We start from the raw sequence: 22,935 nt of genomic DNA on the forward strand, positions 1-22,935 counted from the left end.
GAGTCGTGCAATGAAACGATCGACCGCTCTCTGTCTCGCCGCGGCGCTGGTCGTCGTGGGTGGAGCAGCCGTTCCCACTGTGATGAACGCTCTCGAGCGCTCCGAGTTCCAGACTTCGGTGGAAGCTCACATCTACACGGCGAATGCGAAGTGCCAGCTCGTCCGCATCATGCCCAACGAGACGATCGGCTACATCGAGGGCTACGGCGAGGGGAACACCGAGGCGTCCGCGAGGTCGAGCGCTTCAAAGGATGTGGACAGTCTCGTGCCTGAAGGACACTACAAACGGCACTGCTCGTACTCAGGAATCGGCCGCCGTGGTGGCGGAGGTCGATTCTGATCGCCGTTGCAGACACTGAGAACGACGACTCCCGCGACTGACCACTCGATCACGCATCGTCGACCGGCCTGGCTCTGAAGACTCCGGACCCCGGTGCGCACTGCCCACCTCTCCGCTCTCCCCTCTCGGACAGCCCTCGCTCGGGTGACACCCGGGCTGTCTACACTCGGGAGGCGAACGACGAGGGAGTGCGCGATGCCGAACGATTCATCCCCGACGAGGGCCGCGGCCCGCCAGGGCGCCCGCCGATCGCCGATCGCAGCGCTCCTCGCCCTGCTCGCCGCCGCCGCACTCGCGCTCGTCCCTGCCGCCGGCGCCGCGGCCGAGCCGCCCGCGACGCTCGGCTCCTCCGTCGTCCTCGACTCGGCCGGGGTCCTCGACTCCGCGGAGATCGGCGACATCGAGGCCGCCTCCGCCCAGCTCTACCAGGAGCACAGCGTCCAGCTCTTCGTCGCCTACGTCGACACCTTCACCGGGACCACCGGCAACGAGCGCTGGTCGGACGCGACCGCCGAGCTCAACGGACTCGGCACGAACGACGTCCTCCTCGCCGTCGCGGTCGAGTCCCGGCAGTACCAGGTGTCCGTCGACAACGGCTTCGCCCTCGACGCCGGCCAGGTGTCCGCGCTGGAGACCGACGACATCGAGCCCCAGCTCGTCGACGGCGACTGGGCGGGCGCCGCGGTCGCCGCCGCCCAGGGCATCGGCACCCGCCTCGACGCCCCGAGCGCGGGCGAGTCGCTCGGCTCCGGCCTGCTGGTGGTCCTCGCCGTGCTGGCGGCGCTGGTCGTCGTCGGCGTGATCGTCTGGCTCCTCGTCCGCCGCGCGCGCCGCCGGAAGGCCGCCGAGGCCGTGGAGGCGTCGATCGACGAGCTCGCCACCCGCGCCGGCTCCGCCCTCGTGCACGCCGACGACGCCGTGCGCACCAGCGAGCAGGAGGTCGGCTTCGCGGAGGCGCAGTTCGGCTCGGACGCGACCGGCCCCTTCCGCGAGGCGCTCACGACCGCGAAGCGGCTCCTCGGCGAGGCCTTCGCCCTCCAGCAGCGGCTCGACGACGCGGAGCCGGAGACCGACCAGGAGCGCCGCGACGGCTACGGCCGGATCCTGCAGCTCTGCGCCGACGCCGAGCAGGTGCTGGACGAGAAGGCGGAGGCCTTCGAGGAGCTCCGCGCCCTCGAGAAGAACGCCCCGGAGGTGGCCGCCCGCCTCACCGCGCGCACCGCGGAGGTCCGGGCCCGCCTCTCCCCCACCCGCGCCCTGCTCGCCGACCTCTCCACCCGCTACGCCCCGACGGCGATCGACGACGTGGAGGACGACGCCGACCAGGCCGAGGACCGCCTCCGCTTCGCCGACGACCAAATGACCGAGGCGCGGACGGCCCTCACCGCCGGCGACTCGGGCCGCGCCGCCGTGCTCCTGCGCGCCGGCCAGCAGGCGGCGGAGCAGGCCTCGGGCCTCCTCGACGCCGTCGCCACCCGCTCCACCGATCTGCAGGAGGCGGAGCGCACCCTCGCCGGGCGGGTCGCCGAGATCCGCGCCGACGTCGCCCAGGGCCGCACGATCGTGGCGGCGGGCGACTCCGCCGACGCCGCGAGCGCGCCCCTCGTCGCGAACGTGCAGTCCGCGGTCGCCACGACGGAGGCCGCCCTCGACGCCGTGGAGCGCGACGCCGCCGCGAGCCCGCGCGACCCGCTCGCGCTCCTGGAGCGCCTCACCGCAGCCGACGCCACCATCGACGCCGCGGTCGGCGGCTACCGCGACGCCCAGGCGCAGCGCGAGCGCCAGCGGGCCGCCCTCGCCGCCGAGATCGGCGCCGCCCGCAGCCGCGTCTCCGCCGCGGAGGACTTCATCGCCGCCCGGCGCGGAGCCGTCGGCTCGCAGGCGCGCACCCGCGTCGCCGAGGCCGCGCGCTCGGCGGAGTACGCCGCGCAGATCGCGGCCACCGACCCGGCCGAGGCGCTCGCCTCCGCCCAGCGCGCCTCCGCCCTCGCGCAGCAGGCGCTCCAGGCCGCCCGCTCCGACGCGAGCGCCTACTCCGCCCCCGGCCTCGGCGGCGGCTACGGCGGCAACACCACCGGCGCCTTCCTCGGCGGCATCCTCGTCGAGTCGCTCTTCGGCGGCGGCGGCCGGCGCTCCGGCTACCGCTCCGGCGGCTTCGGCGGCGGCGGCTTCGGGGGCGGTGGCGGCTTCGGCGGCGGCGGCTCCCGTCGCTCCTCCGGCGGCGGCTTCGGCGGCGGTGGCGGCGGAGGCCGTCGCGGCGGCGGCGGACGCTTCTGACCCGCTCCGGACCACCCGCTCGATCCGACGACCCCGCTCACAGACCCCGGGCCCGCATCCGCTCGGCCCCCGCCCGCAAGCACCTCACCCAAGGAGAGACAGCATGGCCCAGAAACAGTCGATCTTCGGCCGCATCGCGCAGCTCGCGAAGGCCAACATCAACGCGCTCCTCGATCAGGCCGAGGACCCGCAGAAGATGCTCGATCAGATGGTCCGCGACTACACCGACAGCATCCGCGACGCCGAGGCCGCCATCGCGCAGACCATCGGCAACCTGCGCCTGCTCGAGGACGACTACCGCGAGGACGTCCAGAACGCCGACGAGTGGGGCGGCAAGGCCCTCGCCGCGAGCCGCAAGGCCGACGAGCTCCGCACCTCCGGCAACGCCGGCGACGCCGACAAGTTCGACGCGCTCGCCAAGGTCGCCCTGACCCGCCAGATCCAGTCCGAGAAGGAGGCGAAGGACGCCGAGCCGACCATCGCCTCGCAGACCGAGGTCGTCGACAAGCTCAAGTCGGGTCTCAACCAGATGCGCGAGAAGCTCCACCAGCTCTCTTCCAAGCGCGACGAGCTGATCGCGCGCTCGAAGACCGTCGAGGCCCAGTCGCAGGTCCAGGACGCGATCAAGAGCATCGACATCATGGACCCGACCAGCGAGGTCAGCCGGTTCGAGCAGAAGATCCGCCGCGAGGAGGCCCGCGTCCGCGGCGCCGAGGAGCTCGCCTCCTCGAGCCTGGACGCGCAGTTCGAATCGCTCGAGGACCTCGGCGAGATGACCGAGGTCGAGGCGCGCCTGGCCGCCCTCAAGTCGGGCCGTCCGCAGGACTCGATCGGCTCCTGACCGCGCGGGGAGCTCCGGGCCGACGATCGCCTGGTCGGCCCGGAGTTCTCCTCATCGCATACCCCCTCCGGCATGCCTCTCGAAGACTGGCAATCGCCCTGATGCGGGGCCGCGCGGCACCCCATAGTGTTGACCTCGGTCGCCCCGGAACCCGGTTGGCCGCAGCCTCGTCCGGCCCCTACCGACGCGGTGAACACCATGAGCGGACCCGGACCTCCCGGGGATCGCTCACCGAGCGGCCGTCGACGAGGACGGCCACCCCGAACGAGCGAGGCGCCGATGAGCACCCCCACCGCACTGTCCGACGGAAACACCCCCTCCGCCCCCCGGGTCGAGACCTCCCCCCGGGTCCAGGCCTCCCCCCGCGTGATCCGCACCCGCCCGCGCGGCGAGGGCAACACGAATCCGACGACCGAGTACTCCGGTCTGCTGAGCACCGTCCGCGACGCCGGGCTCCTCCGCCGCCGCCGCGGCTTCTACTACATCCTCTTCTCCGTGCTGACTCTCGCCCTCGGCGGCATCGTCACCGGCTTCGTCCTGCTCGGCGACTCCTGGTTCCAGCTGCTGCTCGCCGCCGCACTGGGCATCGTCCTCACCCAGTTCGCCTTCCTCGCGCACGAGGCCTCGCACCGCCAGGTGTTCGAGTCCGGCAAGGCCAACGACGTCGCCGGCCGCACGCTCGCGAACCTCGTCGTCGGCATCAGCTACTCCTGGTGGATGAACAAGCACAGCCGCCACCACGCCAACCCGAACGTGCTCGGCAAGGACCCGGACATCGTCCGCGACGTCGTGTCGTTCACTCCGGAGGACGCGGCCCGCTCGCGCGGCGCCTACGCCTGGCTCACCCGCCGTCAGGGCTACGCCTTCTTCCCGCTGCTGCTGCTCGAGGGCATCAACCTGCACCTGCACGGCTTCCGCACCGTGTTCGGCAAGGGCAAGGTCGACAAGCGCTGGGTCGAGATCTCGATGCTGGTCGCCCGCGTCGGCCTGTACCTCGCCGTCGTCTTCTGGGCGCTGCCGCTCGGCATGGCCTTCGCCTTCGTCGGCGTGCAGATGGCCGTCTTCGGCCTCTACATGGGCGCCTCGTTCGCCCCGAACCACAAGGGCATGCCGATCCTGCCCAAGGAGGCGCGCGTCGACTTCCTGCGCCGCCAGGTCCTCACCTCGCGCAGCATCCGCGGCAACTGGTTCAACGACTACTTCATGGGCGGCCTGAACTACCAGGTCGAGCACCACCTCTTCCCGAACATGCCCCGCCCCGCCCTGCGCGAGGCCCAGGTCATCGCCAAGGAGTACTGCGCGACGCACCAGATCCCCTACACCGAGACCTCGCTGCTCGAGTCGTACGGCATCGTCGTCCGCTACCTCAACCGCGTGGGCCTCTCGGCCGGCGGCGATCCGTTCGACTGCCCCGCCGCGGGCGCCTACGGGCGCTGACCCGCCGCTCCGCACCGCAGCAACGGCGAAGGCCCTCCCCTCCGAGAAGGAGGAGGAGGGCCTTCGCCGTTCCGCTCGTCAGTTCGCGGAGCAGAGGATGAGCGTGCTCGACACGTTTGCCGCGGTCTTCGAGCCGGTCCCGCTGTAGCCGGAGGGCAGCGTCGAGACGGCGTTCAGCTGGAAGGCGACGCTGATCGAGAGCGTCGTGCGGAGGGCGATGGTCGCTCCCGCTGCCAGCGGGGCGGTCAGCGTGATCTGACGGGACGTGTTGCTCAGCACGTTCACGGTGGCCGTGCCTCCCGAGACCGAGAAGACGCCGATGTTGGCGACCCCGGAGCCGGTGATGAGGACGGTCGTGCCGGTCGGCAGCGGCTCCGTGGGGCCCGCCTGCAGCAGGAAGCCGGGACCGATCAGGCCGAGGGTGCCGCAGGTGCCGCGGAGCGCGTAGGCGCCGAGATCGACGATCGACGCCGCAGCGGACGGGGTGGCGACGGCGACGGCGACGACCGGCACGGTCCACGCGGCGGCCGCGGTGACGGAGCGGCGGGTGACCAGGCGGTCGGAATCGGGGCGGGGCGAGGAGTCGTGGGTCACGGTGTGGCCTTCCGGTCGAGGTGCGCGGGCTTCGGCGCCACACCGGCGACGGTGACGGGTGGTCCGGCTCGATGCTCGCGAGAGGCGCAGGCCGGCGCCAGCGCCCGGAGCCTGTCCCCCGTCAGTGGGACGGCGTTCGATGGCAGCCGCTTCCGGGCGAGACGCAAGGGGCTTCCGGGCGCGGAGGAGGCGTCCTAGCGTTGCCCCATGAGCAGCTCCGAGAACGACATCGAGACCACCCCCGTCGACCCCGAGGAGACCACCGGCAGCGCCGGCACCGGGAACCCCGCCGGACTCGACGAGGTGGGCAGCCCGTCCCCCGATGGACCCGACGGCGTCGGCGCCGCGGGCGAGGAGCAGAACCCGCCCCTGCCCGACTGGGGACCCACCGACGGCGTCCACGGCACCGACGCGGAGACCGCCGACGGCACCGACGCGTCGGGCACCGCCGGGCACTGACCGCCCCTCCGCAGGGCCCTCGCACCTCCCCTCCGGCACCGCGCCGGCCGGGAAGCGCGGGGGCCCTGCGCCGTCCCTCCGTGTTCGCCGGAACGTCGCCGGAGGCCCCCGCCGGCGGCCCTACACTGGCGCAATGCAGCCGAACGAACGCGCTCTCCGCGTGATCTCCTACAACCTCCGGGAGCACCGGGCGCACGGCGAGATCGCCCCTCTCGCCGCCCGGCACGACGTCGACGTCCTCTGCCTCCAGGAGTGCGACACCACGAAGCTCCCCCAGGAGCTCGGCGATCTGCGGCTCGCCTCGGTGACCGCGCGCAACCGCCTCGGGCTCGCCGTCTACTACTCTCACGCCCGCTTCGAGCTCCTCGGCAGTGCCGCGTTCGAGCTCAGCAAGTCGATGCACGACCGGGTGATGTCCCCCGCTCACGAGCGCCTGCTCGCCGTCCGGCTCGAGGACCGGGAGGGCGGATCGATCGCCGTCTCGTCCTTCCACGCGGCCCCGCTCTCGGCCGGCAACGCGCTGCGCCGGAAGCAGATCGGCGAGGCGCTCGACCGCCTCCGCGACTACGCCCCGGACACCCCGTCGCTGATGGTCGGCGACTACAACTACCCCTGGTTCTTCCGCGGACTCGACCGCAAGATGACGCGGAACGGCTACCTCGTGTCGCGCAGTGATTCCCCGACCTACGCGCGGTACCGCTACTTCAGCGGGCACTTCGACTTCGCGATCAGCGACTCGGTGCGGATCGAGCGGGTCTCGACCCTGCCGCAGGGCGTCTCCGACCACCTCCCGGTGCTGGTCGACGCGCACTACGACGTGCGCGCCGCATGACCGGTCGGGCTCCCAGGGGCAGCCTCGGTAGGCTCGTCGAGTGACGACCCTGATCCTCGCCCGGCACGGAGAGACCGTCTGGCACGCCGAGAACCGCTACGCGGGCTCCTCCGACATCGCGCTGACCCCGCTCGGCCAGGATCAGGCGGCGACGCTCGCCTCCTGGGCCGTCGACGCCGAGCTCGACGCGGTGTACTCCTCCACCCTCGTCCGCGCCGTGCGCACCGCTGTGCCCGCCGCCCGGGCCGCCCACCTCGAGGTGAAGCTCGACCCGGCCCTCGTCGAGGTCGACTTCGGCCAGGGCGAGGGGCTGACGAACGCCGAGATGGAGAAGCGCTTCCCCGACGAGTACCGCGCCTGGGTCGCCGCGCCCGCGATCCAGCCGATGCCCGGCGGCGAGTCCGGCCTCGACGCCGTCGCCCGCGCCAACACGGCGCTCGCCCGCATCCACCGCGACCACCCGGACGGCCGCGTGCTCGTCGTCGCGCACGGCACCCTCATCCGGCTCCTGCTCTGCGCCTACCTCGGCATCAATCCCGAGACCTACCGGCACACCTTCCCCTCGGTCGACAACGTGTCGCTGACGACCCTGCTCTGGGACGAGACCGGTGTCGGACTGCTCGGCTACAACGTCCCTCCCGTGCAGAAGCAGCGGCGCTCGAGCTGAACGCCGTCCCGCCCGCCCGGGCGAGCGCGGGGTCGATCGGCCTCGTGCTCGGCTCGATCGCGAGCGTGCAGCTCGGCGCGTCCTTCGCCGTCCTGCTCTTCCCCGCCGCCGGGCCGATCGGCACGGTGACCCTGCGACTGGTCTTCTCCGCGCTGGTGCTGCTCGTCGTCTGCCGGCCGCGGATCCGCGGCTACTCGCGCTCGGACTGGGCCACCGTCGGCGCCTACGGCCTCGCCCTCGGCGGGATGAACGCCTGCTACTACGAGGCGATCGCCCGGATCCCGCAGGGCGCGGCGGTGACGCTCGAGGTGCTCGGTCCGCTGGTGCTCTCCGTGATCGCCGGGCGGAGCCTCGTCAGCCTGCTCTGGGCGGCCCTCGCCCTCGGCGGCGTGGTCGTGCTCTCGCAGGGCGGCTTCTCCTCGCTCGATCCCGTCGGCGTCGCCTTCGCGCTCGGCGCGGCGGCGCTCTGGGCCACCTACATCGTCTTCGCCGGGCGCACCGGCGGGCGCTTCCCGCGGCTCGACGGCCTCGCGCTCGCGCTGACCGCCGGCGCGATCGTGTCGCTGCCGTTCGGCATCGCCACGGCCGGGCCCGCGCTCGTGCTGCCGCCGGTGCTGCTGCTCGGACTCGCGGTCGCCGTGCTGTCGTCGGCACTGCCCTACGCACTGGAGCTGCTGGCGCTGCGGCGCCTGCGCTCGTCGACCTTCTCGATCCTGATGGCGCTGGCGCCCGGCGCTGCGGCGCTCTCGGGGTTCCTGGTGCTGGGCCAGCGGCTGACCGCGATCGAGGCGGTCGGCATCGCCCTCGTCGTGGCGGCGAGCGTCGGCGCGGTGCGCACCGCCCGTCGGACCTGACCCGCACGTCCCGCTGCCGTCGCGGAACGACGGGAGGCGGAGGCCAGGCCGGGGCGCGGGAGCCGCCCTTTCGGGTCGGGCGGCCGATCGGACCAGGTCACCGTACGCGATGTGTCCCGGCCTGGTCTGCCTCCGACGGTACTGAGCGCCTCCCGTCCCGCCAAGCTGTCGCGAACGGTGTGGCCACAACGGGGGGGATCGGCGAACCCGGGGTCTCGATACGCCGCTGCGCGGTCCACTCGATCAGCATGGGGGCGCCCGCTGCGCGGTCCACTCGATCAGCATGCAGCGGGCCAACTCTTTTGTTAGGCTAACTATGTGACTCCTGCCGACACCGATCTCCCCGCCCTCGCCGGCGAGACGCGCATCGCCGTGGGCCGGCTCGGCCGCCGCCTGCGCCAGGAGAAGGCGGAGCACGAGCTGAGCGACGCGCAGTTCGGCGTCCTCGCCCTCCTGCACCGGGAGGGACCGCGGACCCTCGGCGAGCTCGCCGAGGCGGAGCGCGTCCGTCCACCCTCGATGACCCGCACCGTCGGCTGCCTCGCCGACGACGGACTCGTCGAGCGCCTCGCCGATCCGGCCGACGGCCGCGTCACCCGCATCCGCGCGACCGCGCGCGGCTCCGAGCTGGTCCTCGACGTCCGGCGCAGCCGCGACGCCTGGCTCATCGCCCGCCTCCGCGAGCTCGACCCCGACCAGCGCCGGCTGCTGCACGACGCCGCCGCGCTCCTGCGCGAGGTGGCGGACCGATGAGCGCGATGTTCCGCTCGCTCGCGGTGCCGAACTACCGCATCTGGTTCGCCGGTGCGATGGTCTCCAACATCGGCACCTGGATGCAGCGCACGGCCCAGGACTGGATCGTCATCAACGATCTGACCGACCACGACGCGACCGCGCTCGGCGTGACGATGGCGCTGCAGTTCGGCCCGCAGCTGCTGATGGTCCCCTTCTCCGGCTTCATCGCCGACCGCTTCGACCGCCGGAAGCTCCTGATGGCGACGCAGGCCGCGATGGCCGTCCTCGGCCTCGCGCTCGGCCTGATCGTCGTGACCGGGATCGTCCAGCTCTGGATGGTCTACGTCTTCGCGCTGCTCCTGGGCTTCGCCGCCGCGATCGACGCTCCGGTGCGCCAGACCTTCGTCTCCGCGCTGGTCGAGGAGCGCGACCTCTCCAACGCGGTGTCGCTGAACTCGGCCTCCTTCAACTCCGCGCGGATGATCGGCCCGGCCCTCGCGGGCGTGCTGATCGCGGCCGTCGGCTCCGGCTGGGTCTTCCTCCTCAATGCGGCGAGCTTCCTCGCGGTGCTGGTCTCGCTGCGCTTCCTGCACCGGGAGCAGCTGCGCTCCGCCCCGCGCGCGACCCGCGGCCCCGGTGCGCTGCTCGAGGGCTTCCGCTACGTCTCCCGGCGGCCGGACATCCTGGTCGTGCTCTCAATCGTCTTCCTGATCGGCACCTTCGGCCTGAACTTCCCGATCTTCGCGTCGACGATGGCGACGGTCGAGTTCGACATGGGAGCGAGCGAGTTCGGCCTGCTCTCCTCCGCCATCGCCGTCGGCTCGGTGGTCGGCGCCCTGCTCTCGGCCCGTCGCGACCGCCCGCGACTGCGCCTGATCGTCGGCGCCGCCGCGGCCTTCGGCGTCGCGCTCGCCCTCGCCGGCCTGATGCCGACCGTCTGGGCCTTCGCGATCCTGCTGCCCTTCGTCGGCATCGCCGCGCAGACCCTGATGACCTCGGCCAACGGCTACGTCCAGCTCTCGACCACGCCGGAGATGCGCGGCCGGGTGATGGCGCTCTACATGGCGATCTTCATGGGCGGTACCCCGATCGGCGCCCCGCTGATCGGCTGGGTCGCGAACGCCTACGGCCCGCGCTGGGCGATGCTCGTCGGCGCCGCCTCCGGAGCGCTCGCCGCCGGCGTCGGCCTCGGCTGGTACCTGCGCACCCGCCGCCGCGCCCGCGCCGGCGAGCCCGCCGCCCAGGAGGAGGTCGCCCTCGTGACGACCCCCGCCCTCACGCCTCGCGCGTGATCTCCACGCGGACGAACAGCTTCGAGGAGTGCGGACCGGCGTAGACGCCGCGCAGCGGGGCGATGTCGTTGTAGTCGCGGCCGCGGCCGACGATCACGTGGCGGTCGCCGATGTCGATCAGGTTGGTGGGGTCGTAGCCGCGCCAGGCACCGCCGCAGAACCACTCGACCCAGGCGTGCGACTCGCCGACGACGGTCTCGCCGATCGCCGCGTTCGGCTTGGGGTGCAAATAGCCGGAGACGTAGCGCGCGGGAATGCCCGTCGAGCGCAGCGCGCCCAGGACGATGTGGGTGATGTCCTGGCAGACGCCCTCGCGGGCGGTCCACGACTCGGTCGCCGTCGAGTGCACGCCGGTGACGCCCTGGCGGTAGGTCATCTCGCGGCCGATCGTCTCGGCGATCGACAGGGCCGCGTCGCACGGGCCCTCCGCGGCGTCGGCCAGCCGGCGGGCCAGCTCGACGAGGTCCTCCGGCGGGGCGGTGCGGTTGGTCTGCTTGAGCTGCTCCACGTACTCGGTGAGCGTCTCGACCTGGTCCGCGAGCTGCTCCCAGCCGACCGGGTGGTCGGGGTGCGCCTTCGGCCGGATCTCGACGAGCGAGGTCGCCGTCAATGAGAGCTCCTGGTGCGGGTCGAGCACGTCGAACGACGAGACCCGGGTGCCCCAGTAGTCGGTGTAGGTGTGGGCGGAGGTGACCGGGCGGATGACGAGGTTCGACGAGAGCACGAGCTGCCCGTCCGAGGAGGCGGGGAGCATCCTCGCCTCGTTGTAGGACGCGACGACGTCGCCCCGGTAGGTGAACCCCGTCGTGTGCGTGATGCGCAGCCTGCTCACAGCGCCTCCCCGATCCAGCTCGGCATGACATTGGTGGGGAAGTAGCGCTGGCGGATCGCCTCGGAGGCCGACGAGGTCGCCTCCTGCACGCTGTCCATGTGCCGGGGCAGGTCCTCGAGGATCTCGGCGATCGGCCGGTACTCCAGCTCGCTGCGGATCTGGCCGAGCACCCGCTGGGCGTCGCCGGTGTGCCCGACGCGACCGGTGCGCGGCTCGATGTCGCGCATGCACATCTCGGCACGCGAGACCGAGAAGAGGATCGAGCGCGGGAAGAGGCGGTCGAGCAGCAGGAACTCCGCCGCGTTGCGAGCACTGGGCACGCCGCGGTAGGTGCGGAGGTACGCCTCGTACGCCCCGCAGGAGCGCAGGATCGTCGTCCAGGACGGGCCGCTCGCCTCGGTCAGCGACCGGGTGGCCAGGAGTCGCGCCGTCATGTCGGCGCGCTCGATCGAGCGGCCGAGCGTGAAGAACTGCCAGGCCTCGTCGCGCGAGGTGGCCGACTCGATGATGCCGACGGCGAGCGCCGAGCGCTCGCGCACCCAGCCGAAGAACTCCGACACCCGCTCCCCCGTGACCCGGCGGGGCATCCGGGTGCGCGTGGTGTTGAGGCACTCCCACAGCTCGGTCGAGACGATCTCCCGCGCGCGCCGGGCGTTCTCGCGGGCGGCGCCGAGCGAGTACGCGATCGAGGCGGGGTTCGTGCGGTCGATCGCGAGGATGGTCAGCACGTCGGCGCGGGTGACCTCCTTCATGTCGTCCGGCGCGGTGGACCCCATCACCGACAGCAGCGAGCGGCAGGCGGTGTCCTCGTCGATCCACGGGTCCTCGAGCAGGAGCTGCAGGTGGACGTCGAGGATGCGGGCGGTGCCGTCCGACCGCTCGATGTAGCGGCCGATCCAGAACAGCGACTCGGCGATCCGGGAGAGCATCAGGCGTCCTCCCCCGCGGCGAGCGTCTGCTGCTGCTGCTGGTCCTGGTCGTGGTTGGCCGCGTCCTGCGGCGACTGGTCGGGCGTGTGGTTCAGCGGGTAGACGATCGGAATCGAGCTGGTCACGGCCGCCTGGTCCTCGACGAGCCCGGAGATGTCGTGGGCGTCCGGCTCGGTGAGCGGCGCGCCCTCGAGGCCGACGACCCAGGTGTCCTTCGAGCCGCCGCCCTGCGACGAGTTGACGACGAGCTGGCCCTCGGGCAGCGCGACCCGGGTCAGACCGCCGGGCAGCACCCAGATGTCCTTGCCGTCATTGACCGCGAAGGGACGGAGGTCCGCGTGCCGCGGCCGCATCCCGTCGTCGACCAGGGTCGGGATGGTCGAGAGCTGCACCACCGGCTGAGCGATCCAGCCGCGCGGGTCGGCCTGCAGCCGCGAGCGCAGCTCGGCCAGCTCTTTCGCGGAGGCCGCCGGCCCGACCACGAGGCCCTTGCCGCCGGAGCCGTCGACCGGCTTCACGACGAGCTCGTCGAGGCGGTCGAGCACCTCCTCGAGCGCGCCCGGATCCTCCAGGCGCCAGGTGTCGACGTTCTTGATCACCGGCTCCTCCGAGAGGTAGTAGCGGATCAGGTCGGGCAGGTAGGTGTAGACGAGCTTGTCGTCGGCGACGCCGTTGCCGACCGCGTTCGCGATCGTGACGTTGCCCAGGCGCGCGGCGAGCATCAGTCCGGGCGAGCCGAGCATCGAGTCGGCGCGGAACTGCAGCGGGTCGAGGAACTCGTCGTCGACGCGGCGGTAGATCACGTCGACGCGGGTGGGCCCGGAGGTGGTGCGCATGAACACCTTGCCGCCGGTGCAGAAGAGGTCGCGCCCCTCGACCAGCTCGACGCCCATCAGCCGGGCGAGCAGGGTGTGCTCGAAGTAGGCCGAGTTGTAGACGCCCGGCGTGAGCACGACGACGGTGGGGTCGTCGACGCCCTCCGGCGCGGAGGCGCGCAGGGCCTGGAGCAAGCGGTTGGGGTAGTCGCCGACCGGGCGCACCCGCATCGACACGAACAGCTCGGGCAGCGTCTGCGCCATCACCCGGCGGTTCGAGATGACGTAGGAGACGCCGGAGGGCACGCGGACGTTGTCCTCGAGCACCCGCCAGTCGCCGACCTCGTCGCGGATGAGGTCGATGCCGGAGACCTGGATCCGCACGCCGTTGGCCGGCTCGATCCCGGCGGCCTGGCGGTGGAAGTGGCTGGAGCTGGAGAGCAGGGCGGCGGGGATCACGCCGTCCTTCACCGCGTTCTGCGGGCCGTAGACGTCGGCGAGGAAGGCCTCGAGCGCGCGGACGCGCTGCTTGATGCCGCTCTGCACCTCGTTCCACTCGGCGCTCTCGATCACGCGCGGGACGGCGTCGAGCGGGAAGGGCCGCTCCTCGCCCGCGAAGTCGAAGGTCACGCCCTGCGCGAGGTAGGAGGAGGCGAGCGCATCGGTGCGACCGCGCAGCTCCTCCTGCGTCATCCGCGCGAGCGAGGAGTAGATGTCGCGGTACGAGTCACGGACGCCGGCGGGGCCGCTCGTCGCCGCGACATCGGCGAACATCTCGTCCCAGGGTGAGGCGCCCGTGCGGGGCCGCTCGACCTTCTGGGACCCGTATCCGTCGAAGAGGTCACCCATGGCACGACTCTAGTGCGGGGCAGATTGCGGGGATGTTTCGGGCGGCCGGAGGGCGAGGAGGCCGCCCGTCACTCGAGAGTGAGCGCCCGCCGGCCCGGCGGTCACAGGGAGCCGCCGGCGCCGAGGATCGCGTCGATGCGGGCCCGTGCCGTCTCGCTGCGGTAGGGGTCGGTCGCCTGGACGAGGGAGTCCGCGATGCCGAGCGCCCCGAGGACCGCGACGACGGAGTCGAGCCGGGCCGAGCCGTCTCCCGCCTCAAGCCGGCGCAGCGTCTCGCGGGTGACGCCCGCCCGCTCGGCGAGCGAGGACGCGGTCATCCCGTTCACGGCTCGCCAGCGCCGGATGTTGGCGCCGATCTCGGCCAGCTGGAGGGAGCGGCGAGGCGATCGTCGTGCGACCATGCGATCCTCCTGAACTCTGTAGGTTACAGACTATCGCCGATTGGCACCTCTACCGTTCAGACTTCCTACCGCTCCCTCATGGCTGAATGCGCGGGAATATCCCCAGCCGCACGTGGTTGGATGAGGATGTACATGCGAACGCATGAATCAGGTCTCGCCAGCACGGGGCCACGGAGAGAAGGAGCGCCCGATGCAGTTCGGCATCTTCACGGTCAGCGACATCACCACCGACCCCACGACCGGCCGCACCCCGACCGAGTCCGAGAAGATCGCGGCCACCGTCGCGATCGCCCAGAAGGCGGAGGAGATCGGCCTCGACGTCTTCGCGCTCGGCGAGCACCACAACCCGCCGTTCTGGTCCTCCTCCCCCACGACGACCCTCGCCTACATCGCGGCGAAGACCGAGCGGCTGCAGCTCAGCACCGCGATGGCCCTGATCACCACGAACGACCCGGTGAAGCTCGCCGAGGACTACGCGATGCTCCAGCACCTCAGCGGCGGCCGCGTCGACCTGATGCTCGGCCGCGGCAACACCGGCCCGGTCTACCCGTGGTTCGGCAAGGACATCCGCCGCGGCATCGAGCTCACGATCGAGAACTACGACCTGCTGCACCGCCTCTGGACCGAGGAGTTCGTCGACTGGGAGGGCCAGTTCCGCACGCCGCTCCAGGGCTTCCAGTCGACCCCGCGCCCGCTCGACGGCGTCGCCCCGTTCGTCTGGCACGGCTCCATCCGCTCGCCGCAGATCGCCGAGCAGGCCGCGTACTACGGCGACGGCTTCTTCGCGAACCACATCTTCTGGCCCGCCTCGCACACCGCGAAGATGGTGCAGCTCTACCGCCAGCGCTTCGAGCACTACGGCCACGGCAGCGCCGACCAGGCGATCGTCGGACTCGGCGGCCAGATCTTCCTCGCGAAGAACTCGCAGGACGCGGTCTCGCAGTTCCGCCCCTACTTCGACAACGCCCCGGTCTACGGCCACGGCCCCTCGCTGGAGGACTTCACCGAGCAGACCCCGCTCACCGTGGGCTCGCCGCAGGAGATCATCGACCGCACCCTCGGCTTCCGCGAGTACGTCGGCGACTACCAGCGCCAGCTGTTCCTGATGGACCACGCGGGCCTGCCGCTGAAGACCGTCCTCGAGCAGATGGACATGCTCGGCGAGATCCTGCCCGCTCTGCGCGCCGGCTTCGCCGAGGGCCGCCCGGCACACGTGCCGGACGCGCCCACCCACTCCTCGCTCGTCGCCGCCCGCGCCGAGCAGCCCGTCCCCGTCAGCGCCTAGGAGGCCCGCCCATGGACACCCGCAGGATCACCGTCCTCTCGGCCGGCCTCAGCACGCCGTCCTCCACCCGCCTGCTCGCCGACCGCCTGGCCGACGCGGCCGAGGCCTCGCTCACCGAGCAGGGCTTCGCCGTCGAGCGCAGCGTCGTCGAGCTGCGGGACCTCGCGCACGACGTCACGAACAACCTGCTCACCGGCTTCGCGAGCCCGGCGCTGCAGACCGCGCTCGACGCGGTGGCCGGCGCGGACGGCCTGATCGCCGTGACGCCGATCTTCACGACGAGCTACAGCGGGCTCTTCAAGTCGTTCGTCGACGTGCTCGACACCGAGGCGCTCCGCGGCCTGCCCGTCCTGCTCGCGGCGACCGGCGGCTCGCCCCGCCACTCGCTCGCGGTCGACTACGCCATGCGCCCGCTCTTCAGCTACCTGCACGCCGCTCCCCTGTCGACGACGGTCTTCGCCGCGACCGAGGACTGGGGCGGAGCCACCGAGGACGGCCGCGCGCTGCCCTCGCGGATCGAGCGGGCGGGCCGCGAGCTCGCGACCGAGGCGGCACGCACCTCGCGCGCTCCCGCGGACCCGTGGGCGCTCGACGGCTCGTTCGAGGGGATGCTCGGCCGCCGGAGCTGACCGGGCCGTCTCACAGGATCGGCGATCCGTCCAGTAGGTCCGCGCTGCCGTTGCGCGGGGTTAGCCTCCCTCGGGGAGCCCGCCCGTGGCCCCCGAGGGGAGGCCATGATGGCTCTGGACAGGACCGCGCTCGGCACGAGCGTCTTCGACCGCGCGATGCTGGACCGCCGCCGCTTCCTCAGCGCCCTGGGCGTCGCCGCCTCGGTCCCGGTGCTCGCGGGCTGCGGCTTCGCGCCGGCCCGCCCGGCGGCGAGCGCCGACAGCGGCACGCTGACCTTCACCACCTGGGGCACGGATGCGGAGCTCGCCGGCTTCCAGCGGGCGATCGACCGCTTCCAGGAGGCGAACCCCGGCTCGACCGTGGCGCTGAACTCGGTGCCGTACGAGCAGATGTTCACCAACATCGACGCGCAGCTGCAGGCGGGGAACCCGCCGGACGTCTTCCGCGTGCCGTACTACACCTTCGGCAGCTACGCGGGTCGCGACCAGCTGCTCGACCTCACCCCGCACCTCGAGGCGGACGTGGCCGACCGCTTCACCGACCCGGCCTGGGCCGCGGTGCAGAGCAATGGCAGCCCCTTCGGCGTGCCGCACCACACCGACACCTCGCTGATCCTCTACAACACGGAGGCGCTCGCCACCGCGGGCATCACCGACTTCCCGGCCTCGCCGGAGGAGGCGTGGACCTGGGAGGAGTTCACCGAGGTCGGCCGCACGCTGCGCGCCTCGCTCCCCGCCGAGCGCTACCCCTTCGCCTACAACTGGCAGGGCAACGGCGTCACCCGCTGGCTGAGCCTGCTCTTCCAGGCCGACGGCCGCTTCCTCACCGAGGACCTCTCCGCCCCGGCCATCGACTCCGACGCGGGTCGCGCGGCGATCGACTTCAGCCGCAGCTTCTTCACCGACGGCCTCGTGCCGCCGAGCAGCTCGATCCAGGCGACGACCTACGCGAGCGACCTCTGGTACTCGCAGACGACCGCGATGACCTTCGGCGGGGCGTTCCTCATCCCGGACGCGGAGTCGACGCTCGACTTCGAGTGGGGCGCGACCTACTCGCCGCGGAACGTGCGCGGCGGCGGCGACTTCGGCGGCAACGCCCTCGTCGCGACCAAGGCGACCGCGAACCCCGAGCTCGCGGCGGCGTTCCTCGCCTTCGTGACCGAGGAGGAGTCGATGCGCGACTTCTGCGCCGGCGCCTCGCTCCTGCCCACCCGCCGCGACCTGACCGAGTCTGGCATCGAGTTCGAGGTGCGCCCCGAGCTCGCGGAGGTCTTCCTCGGCCAGGCGGGCACCGTGCAGGCGTCCGACGCGGCGCAGGTGGCCTCGCCGGACATGGCCGCGATCATCGCGGTGCTGAAGGACCAGCTGGAGCAGGCGTTCGTCGGCGGCCAGAGCACCGAGGACACGATCGCGAAGCTCAGCTCCGGCATCGCCACCGCCGTGCAGTGAGCGGCAGGATCCGGTGACCCGCACCCTCCCCGCGCCCGAGGAGGTGACGGCGCGACCGCGCCGCTCCTCCCGGGCGCCCGCCGCCCGCGAGACCGTCGCGGCCTACGGGTTCCTCGCGCCGAATCTGCTGATGCTGGCGCTGTTCGTCTTCGTGCCGCTGGTCGGTGCGTTCCTGCTCAGCTTCCAGCGCACCAACGGCTTCGGCGACGGCGTCTTCATCGGCCTGGACAACTACGCGCGGCTGCTCAGCGACCCGCTGTTCTGGCGCTCGACCCTCAACACCGCGCTGTTCACGCTGATCGTCACGCCGCTCTCGATGGCTCTCGGGCTGGGCGCCGCGGTGCTGCTGAACTCCGTGCTGCCGGCCCGGCCCGTCTTCCGCTCGATCCTGATCCTGCCGATGGCCGTCTCGGGCGTCGCGACGGCGCTGATGGGGGTGCTGATCTTCGACGAGAACAGCGGTGTGCTCGACGGGCTGCTGCAGACGATCGGGCTGCCGCGCATCGCCTGGCAGTCCGGCGGAGCCGCGGCCTTCGCCTCCGTGATCCTCGTCACCCTGTGGTGGCGGGTCGGCTTCAACATGCTGATCTACCTGGCCGGGCTGCAGGGCGTGAACCCCGCGCTCTACGAGGCGGCGCGGCTGGACGGCGCGAACGGCTGGCAGCAGTTCCGGCACGTGACGGTGCCGCTGGTCGGCCCGTCGACGTTCTTCCTGCTCATCCTCAACGTCATCTACTCGTTCCAGGTCTTCGACATCGTCTTCGTCCTCACCGGCGGCGGGCCGCAGAACTCCACCTCGGTGCTGGTGACCTACGCCTACGACACCGGCTTCGTCACCCGCGATCAGGGCTACGCGGCGGCGATCGGCATCGTCCTGCTGATCCTGACGATGATCTTCACCGCCGTGCAGTGGCGCACGAACCGCTCGAGGGACCTCGTCGAATGAACCGCGTCTCCCGCTCGACGACCGTGCTCCGGCTCGTCCTGGCGATCCTCGTCTCCCTCGTCATCCTCTTCCCGCTCTACTGGATGCTCGTCGTCGCGTTCTCCTCGCGCGCCGAGCTGCTCGGCGGCACACTGCGGCTCTGGCCGCGCGAGTTCACGCTGGCCAACTTCGAGCGCGTCTTCGACTCGTTCCCGGTCGCGACCTGGTTCGGCAACTCGCTCGCGATCAGCCTCACCACCGCGCTGATCACCGTGGCGATCAACCTGCTCGGCGGCTACGCCTTCGCGCAGCTGCGCTTCCGCGGCTCCGGCGTGCTCTTCCTGCTGGCCCTGTCGACGCTGACGCTCCCCGTGCAGGTGATCATGGTGTCGCTCTTCCGGCTCGTCACCGATCTCGGCCTCTACGGCAGCTACTGGGCGGTGATCCTGCCGACGGCGGCCTCGGCCTTCGGGCTGTTCCTCGCGCGGCAGTTCATCCTCGCGATCCCCCGCGACCTGATCGAGGCGGCCCGGATCGACGGGGCCGGCCACTTCCGCGTCTTCACCCGGATCGTGCTCCCGCTCTCGAAGCCGCTGATCGCCGTTCTGTTCTTCATGTCGCTCCTCGGCTCCTGGAACGACTTCGCCTGGCCGCTGATCGCCCTCAAGGAGAACGCCCTCTTCACCCTCCCGATCGGGCTGCTCTACCTGCAGGGGCAGTTCGGCAGCGACTACGGCGGAACGATGGCCTTCGCGCTGGTGAACGTGCTGCCGATGGTCGTGCTGTTCCTGATCTTCCAGCGTTACTTCGTGCAGGGCTTCGCCCGCAGCGGACTGCGCTGAGCGGTCCCGCTCGGCGCCGGATCGACTGCTTCTATCACGGCAGTATGTCAATCCCGGCTATTGCGCTCCCCGTTGTCGCGGCACCGCGGTACCGTCTACCCAGGCGCTCGTCCTGAGCGCCGCGGAGCACGTCGCTCCAGCAGAAGGCGGGGTCGTCGTGAGCACCATCGCCGCCAATGCCGCCCAGCAGCGGGTGGCCGGGCGCTACTTCCTGATCGAGCGCATCGGCTCGGGCGGGATGGGCTCGGTGTACCGGGCCCGCGACGAGACCGTGCAGCGCGAGGTGGCCGTGAAGGTCTTCCGCGCCGAGGCCTCCAACCCCGAGGACGTCGCCCGCCAGGAGCGCGAGGTGCGGATGCTCAGCTCCTTCGCGCACCCCGGCATCGTCAACCTCTTCGACGCCGGCCTGCACAACTTCGGCGGCGAGGTGCGCCGCTACGTCGTGATGGAGCTCGTCGCCGACCCGACCCTCGAGGCGCGGCTCGAGCCCGGCCCGATGGCGCCGGACGAGGTCGCCGCGATCGGCACGCAGCTGGCCGAGGCGCTCGCCTACCTGCATGAGCGGGGCGTCGTGCACCGCGACGTGAAGCCCGCGAACATCCTGGTCAGCGAGGTGGCCTCCAGCGGCTACGCCCGCACCGCCAAGCTCACCGACTTCGGCGTCGCCCACTTCATGGACGGCTCGCGCCTCACCAGCGACGGCATCGTGATCGGCACCGCCAGCTTCGTCAGCCCCGAGCAGGTCGCCGGCGAGCCGATCAGCGGCGCCAGCGACGTCTTCTCGCTCGGCCTCGTGCTGCTCGAGGCGATCACCGGGCACCGCGAGTACTCCGGCACCGTCCTCGAGGCCGCGATCGCGCGCCTCAACCGCTCCCCCGTCGTCCCGGCGACGCTGCCCGCACCCTGGCGCGCGCTGCTCACCTCGATGACCGAGCGCGACCCGGCGAAGCGGCCCACGGCCGACCAGGTCGCGCACCGGCTGCGCGCGGGCATGACCGCGTCGACCGTCTCCGGGCTGGATGCGGCGTCGGCTCCCGACGGCCGCGCCGTCCGCCTCCGCCGCGCCGTCATCATCGGCTCGAGCGTCGTCGGCGTCGGCGCCGTCGCCGCCCTCTCCTGGATGCTCGGGATGCTCGCCGGCCGCTGAGCCGCACCCCCGGCGGCCGAGCAGCCGCCACCGCACACGCTGGTGGAGCAGCCGCGCAACGGCCGCCTTGCATGCTGGTCGAGTAGCCGCGCAGCGGCGTATCGAGATCCGCCCCTCCCTGACGTGGGCCCGGCGGCTCAGGTCTCGGTGACGGTGGATCCACTGGGCAGAGACGCCCGCAGACATGCTGGTCGAGTAGTCGCGCAGCGGCGTATCGAGACCCACCGACTTCAGAACGCAGGCCCGACGGCTCAGCTCTCGGGGACGGTGGATCTCGATACGCCCGCTGCGCGGGCTACTCGATCAGCATGCAAGCGGGTCAGGCCTCGCCCGGGAGGGCCTGGCGGAGGACGATGCGGGTCCAGGCGCCGACGTAGACGCGGTCGCCCTCCTCGATCTCGCGGCGCTGGCCGGTGGGGATCGGGGTCTGCGGGAGCGGAGCGCCGGCCGCGGCGAGGTAGGTGCCGTTCGCGGACTGCAGGTCCTCGACCCACCAGCGGTAGCCGTCGGTGTTGAGCTGGCAGTGGCGGCGGGAGACGCCGGAGTCGGTGCCGCAGTCGATCTGCGGCGAGATGCCGCGCGAGACGGAGGGTCGGCCGACGAGCACCGAGCGCTCGCGCAGCACGACGATCGTCGGCGGGCCGGCCGAGGGCATCGGGTCCTCGGCGCGCTGCTCCGTGTACCAGTCGGGGTCGACCCAGATCTCGGCGATCCAGGGGTCGCCCTCCTCCGGGGCCGCGGGCACGGCGGGCGCGGCCGTCGGCGTGCTCCCGGTGACCTCGGCGAGGACCTCCGTGGCAGGCGCGGCGGGCGGTGCGGTCGCGATGGGCACGTCGAAGCCGGCCGCCTCCTCCGGAACGAGTTCGGGCGGCGCACCGGGAGCGGCCGACGCGGGCGCCTCGCCCAGGTGGGCGGCGGGGTCGCCGGCCGCCGAGGCGGAGCCGCCGACCTCGCCGGGTGCGCGGACAGCGCCGGACTCGGTGAAGGGGTCGGCCTCGGGGAGCGAGCCGGTGGTGAAGTCGTAGCCGCAGTTCTCGCAGAACAGCGCGCCGGCCTCGTTCGGGTACGAGCAGTTCGGGCAGACGGCGGGACCGGTCGGGATCGCCGTGGTCGGGTCGGCGGCGCGGGGCGCGGGGGCGGACGGCGCGGCGGGCGCGATCGGCGCACCGCAGACGTCGCAGTAGTCGCCGGACTCGGAGGTGTGCCCCTCGGGGCAGCGGTAGCTCACTTGCGCACCCGCGTGGTCTTCGTCGAGGCGGTGTCGAGCGCCATCTCGTCGAGGCGGGCGACACCGCGCTTCAGCCGCACCGTCCCCTCGTTCGGGTCGTCGATCTCGACGACCTTGCGCAGCTTCGCGGTCGCCTCGTCGTTGCCGGTGGCGGTGGCGAGCTGCACGGCACGGCCGAGCTTGACGGTCGCGGTGGCGTCGTCGCCGACGGCCTTCGCGGCGAGGCCGTCCTGGATCGCCGAGGCGAGCTCGGTCTGGCCGGTGTAGTGCGCGACCGCCGGGTCGATCCGGGCGGTGAGTGCGGAGTCGTCGGTCCAGCGGGCCTTCACCAGCGCGGAGGCGACGACCTCGTCGCGCACGCTGAGCTGCACGCGGGCGGCGAGCTGCTCGGCGCCGACCGGCTTCGAGGCGACGCGCACGGCCACGTGGTACTCCCGCGACTCGTCGCCCCAGGCGCCGGTCGGGTAGGAGCCGGTCAGCGGGTTGACCGCGGTGCGACGCGAGCTCAGGTCCTCGAGGTTCGGTGCGACCTGGCGGACGAAGAGCAGCTGCGAGCCCTGCGGGGTCCAGACGCGCAGCTCGCCGTCGGCGACACCGCGGCCCATCGACGCCTGGATCAGCTGCTCGAAGTCGGCGGCCATGTCGGCCGGGTTCGCGATCAGGCCCACGGTGCCCAGCAGCGCGCTGGCGATGGTGCGCGCCTCCTCGACGACCCAGCGGGAGCCGACGCCGCGGACGTCGCACTGGAAGACGCCGCCGGCCGCGCGGATCGCCGCGTCGAGCTGCATCCGCGACTCGTGCTCGTTCTTGCCGTCGGTGAGCAGGATGGCGTGCCGCTGCTTCGCCTCGGGGACGCTGGAGAAGAGCTGGCGGGCGAGGGTCAGCCAGGTGCCCATCGCGGTGCCGCCGTCGGCCTGGAGGAAGCCGATGGCCTCCTTCGCGGCCGCGCGGGCGCCGGGCTCCATCCGCACCATCGAGACGGAGGCGTTGGGGTACGGGAAGGCGCGGTCGGCGCGCTCGGAGCCGGCGACGACGGCGAAGAAGGTGCCGTCGAGGATCTGGTCGACCGCCACGGCGGCGGCGCGCTTGGCCGCGGTCATGTTCTCGCCGGTCATCGACCCCGAGCAGTCGACGATGATGATCTCGGCGGCCGCTCCGTCGCTGCCGGCCGCGCCGGTGCCCGAGGCGGTCACCGTCACGATCGCGTGCACATCCGTCGCGCCGTCCGAGAGGAACTCGTTCTGAAAGACACTCGCGCTGAACTCCGCCATTCGGC

23 protein-coding genes are annotated in these 22,935 nt (G+C 72.2%); 16 read left to right on the plus strand and 7 right to left on the minus strand.

Annotation, left to right across the window (positions count from 1 at the left end; genetic code table 11):
* Nucleotides 1-10 precede the first annotated feature (10 nt).
* The 4 genes from MT351_RS00220 (at nt 11) to MT351_RS00235 (ending at nt 4,895) form a co-directional block, all read left to right on the plus strand.
* On the plus strand, nt 11-340 hold the full coding sequence (locus MT351_RS00220) for a hypothetical protein (RefSeq protein ID WP_132434709.1): 330 nt from the start codon (nt 11-13) through the stop codon (nt 338-340).
* A gap of 195 nt (nt 341-535) precedes the next feature.
* Nucleotides 536-2,617, plus strand: a complete 2,082-nt coding sequence (locus MT351_RS00225; RefSeq protein WP_132434711.1) for a TPM domain-containing protein — start codon at nt 536-538, stop codon at nt 2,615-2,617.
* 103 nt (nt 2,618-2,720) lie between these two features.
* Nucleotides 2,721-3,458: a PspA/IM30 family protein gene (locus tag MT351_RS00230; RefSeq protein ID WP_132434713.1), complete on the plus strand. Its 738-nt coding sequence runs from the start codon at nt 2,721-2,723 to the stop codon at nt 3,456-3,458.
* Between the two features lie 279 nt (nt 3,459-3,737).
* Nucleotides 3,738-4,895: an acyl-CoA desaturase gene (locus MT351_RS00235; protein ID WP_132434714.1), complete on the plus strand. Its 1,158-nt coding sequence runs from the start codon at nt 3,738-3,740 to the stop codon at nt 4,893-4,895.
* Between the two features lie 78 nt (nt 4,896-4,973).
* On the opposite strand, the gene MT351_RS00240 is transcribed toward MT351_RS00235, so the two are convergent.
* Nucleotides 4,974-5,489 carry a hypothetical protein gene (locus MT351_RS00240; protein WP_148060208.1) on the minus strand — a complete coding sequence of 172 codons (516 nt, stop codon included), beginning with the start codon at nt 5,487-5,489 and terminating at the stop codon, nt 4,974-4,976.
* A gap of 207 nt (nt 5,490-5,696) precedes the next feature.
* Here MT351_RS00240 and MT351_RS00245 point away from each other — a divergent pair, with 207 nt between their 5' ends.
* The 6 genes from MT351_RS00245 to MT351_RS00270 all read left to right on the plus strand — a co-directional run bounded on the left by MT351_RS00245 (nt 5,697) and on the right by MT351_RS00270 (nt 10,328).
* Nucleotides 5,697-5,948 carry a hypothetical protein gene (locus tag MT351_RS00245; protein WP_123733456.1) on the plus strand — a complete coding sequence of 84 codons (252 nt, stop codon included), beginning with the start codon at nt 5,697-5,699 and terminating at the stop codon, nt 5,946-5,948.
* A gap of 133 nt (nt 5,949-6,081) precedes the next feature.
* Nucleotides 6,082-6,780 carry an endonuclease/exonuclease/phosphatase family protein gene (locus MT351_RS00250; protein ID WP_123444958.1) on the plus strand — a complete coding sequence of 233 codons (699 nt, stop codon included), beginning with the start codon at nt 6,082-6,084 and terminating at the stop codon, nt 6,778-6,780.
* Between the two features lie 40 nt (nt 6,781-6,820).
* The gene (locus MT351_RS00255) at nt 6,821-7,447 is read left to right on the plus strand and encodes a histidine phosphatase family protein (RefSeq protein ID WP_132434716.1); all 627 of its coding nucleotides are present in this window, start codon (nt 6,821-6,823) and stop codon (nt 7,445-7,447) included.
* A gap of 44 nt (nt 7,448-7,491) precedes the next feature.
* Nucleotides 7,492-8,301: a DMT family transporter gene (locus tag MT351_RS00260; RefSeq protein ID WP_243580972.1), complete on the plus strand. Its 810-nt coding sequence runs from the start codon at nt 7,492-7,494 to the stop codon at nt 8,299-8,301.
* Nucleotides 8,302-8,619: 318 nt separating this feature from the next.
* Nucleotides 8,620-9,054, plus strand: a complete 435-nt coding sequence (locus MT351_RS00265; RefSeq protein ID WP_123734961.1) for a MarR family winged helix-turn-helix transcriptional regulator — start codon at nt 8,620-8,622, stop codon at nt 9,052-9,054.
* A complete protein-coding gene (locus MT351_RS00270; protein WP_123734960.1) occupies nt 9,051-10,328 on the plus strand; it encodes an MFS transporter in 1,278 nt (425 codons plus the stop codon). The genes MT351_RS00265 and MT351_RS00270 overlap by 4 nt, the downstream gene beginning before the upstream one ends.
* Here the strand turns inward: MT351_RS00270 and MT351_RS00275 are convergent.
* The 4 genes from MT351_RS00275 to MT351_RS00290 form a co-directional block, all read right to left on the minus strand.
* On the minus strand, nt 10,312-11,160 hold the full coding sequence (locus MT351_RS00275; RefSeq protein WP_123734958.1) for a transglutaminase family protein: 849 nt from the start codon (nt 11,158-11,160) through the stop codon (nt 10,312-10,314). The two genes, MT351_RS00270 and MT351_RS00275, sit on opposite strands and share 17 nt — an antisense overlap.
* On the minus strand, nt 11,157-12,089 hold the full coding sequence (locus tag MT351_RS00280) for an alpha-E domain-containing protein (RefSeq protein ID WP_123444951.1): 933 nt from the start codon (nt 12,087-12,089) through the stop codon (nt 11,157-11,159). The genes MT351_RS00275 and MT351_RS00280 overlap by 4 nt, the downstream gene beginning before the upstream one ends.
* Nucleotides 12,089-13,753, minus strand: coding sequence for a circularly permuted type 2 ATP-grasp protein (locus MT351_RS00285; protein ID WP_123734957.1), 1,665 nt, complete (start codon nt 13,751-13,753; stop codon nt 12,089-12,091). The genes MT351_RS00280 and MT351_RS00285 overlap by 1 nt, the downstream gene beginning before the upstream one ends.
* 101 nt (nt 13,754-13,854) lie before the next feature.
* A complete protein-coding gene (locus MT351_RS00290; RefSeq protein WP_123444948.1) occupies nt 13,855-14,154 on the minus strand; it encodes a helix-turn-helix domain-containing protein in 300 nt (99 codons plus the stop codon).
* Nucleotides 14,155-14,344: 190 nt separating this feature from the next.
* On the opposite strand from MT351_RS00290, the gene MT351_RS00295 reads away from it, so the two are divergent.
* The 6 genes from MT351_RS00295 (at nt 14,345) to MT351_RS00320 (ending at nt 20,431) form a co-directional block, all read left to right on the plus strand.
* Nucleotides 14,345-15,439: an LLM class flavin-dependent oxidoreductase gene (locus MT351_RS00295; protein WP_132434718.1), complete on the plus strand. Its 1,095-nt coding sequence runs from the start codon at nt 14,345-14,347 to the stop codon at nt 15,437-15,439.
* Between the two features lie 11 nt (nt 15,440-15,450).
* On the plus strand, nt 15,451-16,068 hold the full coding sequence (locus MT351_RS00300) for an FMN reductase (protein WP_123734953.1): 618 nt from the start codon (nt 15,451-15,453) through the stop codon (nt 16,066-16,068).
* 108 nt (nt 16,069-16,176) lie between these two features.
* Complete coding sequence (locus MT351_RS00305; protein WP_243580973.1) at nt 16,177-17,517, plus strand: sugar ABC transporter substrate-binding protein; 1,341 nt, start codon at nt 16,177-16,179, stop codon at nt 17,515-17,517.
* Nucleotides 17,518-17,530: 13 nt separating this feature from the next.
* On the plus strand, nt 17,531-18,463 hold the full coding sequence (locus MT351_RS00310) for a carbohydrate ABC transporter permease (protein ID WP_243580974.1): 933 nt from the start codon (nt 17,531-17,533) through the stop codon (nt 18,461-18,463).
* Complete coding sequence (locus tag MT351_RS00315) at nt 18,460-19,284, plus strand: carbohydrate ABC transporter permease (protein ID WP_132434720.1); 825 nt, start codon at nt 18,460-18,462, stop codon at nt 19,282-19,284. The genes MT351_RS00310 and MT351_RS00315 overlap by 4 nt, the downstream gene beginning before the upstream one ends.
* Before the next feature lie 157 nt (nt 19,285-19,441).
* On the plus strand, nt 19,442-20,431 hold the full coding sequence (locus MT351_RS00320) for a serine/threonine-protein kinase (protein WP_132434722.1): 990 nt from the start codon (nt 19,442-19,444) through the stop codon (nt 20,429-20,431).
* 319 nt (nt 20,432-20,750) lie between these two features.
* Here MT351_RS00320 and MT351_RS20185 read toward each other — a convergent pair whose 3' ends face one another.
* Nucleotides 20,751-21,659 carry an FHA domain-containing protein gene (locus tag MT351_RS20185; RefSeq protein WP_132434724.1) on the minus strand — a complete coding sequence of 303 codons (909 nt, stop codon included), beginning with the start codon at nt 21,657-21,659 and terminating at the stop codon, nt 20,751-20,753.
* A complete protein-coding gene (locus MT351_RS00330) occupies nt 21,656-22,930 on the minus strand; it encodes a VWA domain-containing protein (protein ID WP_132434726.1) in 1,275 nt (424 codons plus the stop codon). The genes MT351_RS20185 and MT351_RS00330 overlap by 4 nt, the downstream gene beginning before the upstream one ends.
* Between the last annotated feature and the right edge of the window lie 5 nt (nt 22,931-22,935).

Origin of the sequence: Rathayibacter sp. VKM Ac-2926 (assembly GCF_022815565.1) — a bacterium.
Taxonomy (GTDB): domain Bacteria; phylum Actinomycetota; class Actinomycetes; order Actinomycetales; family Microbacteriaceae; genus Rathayibacter; species Rathayibacter festucae.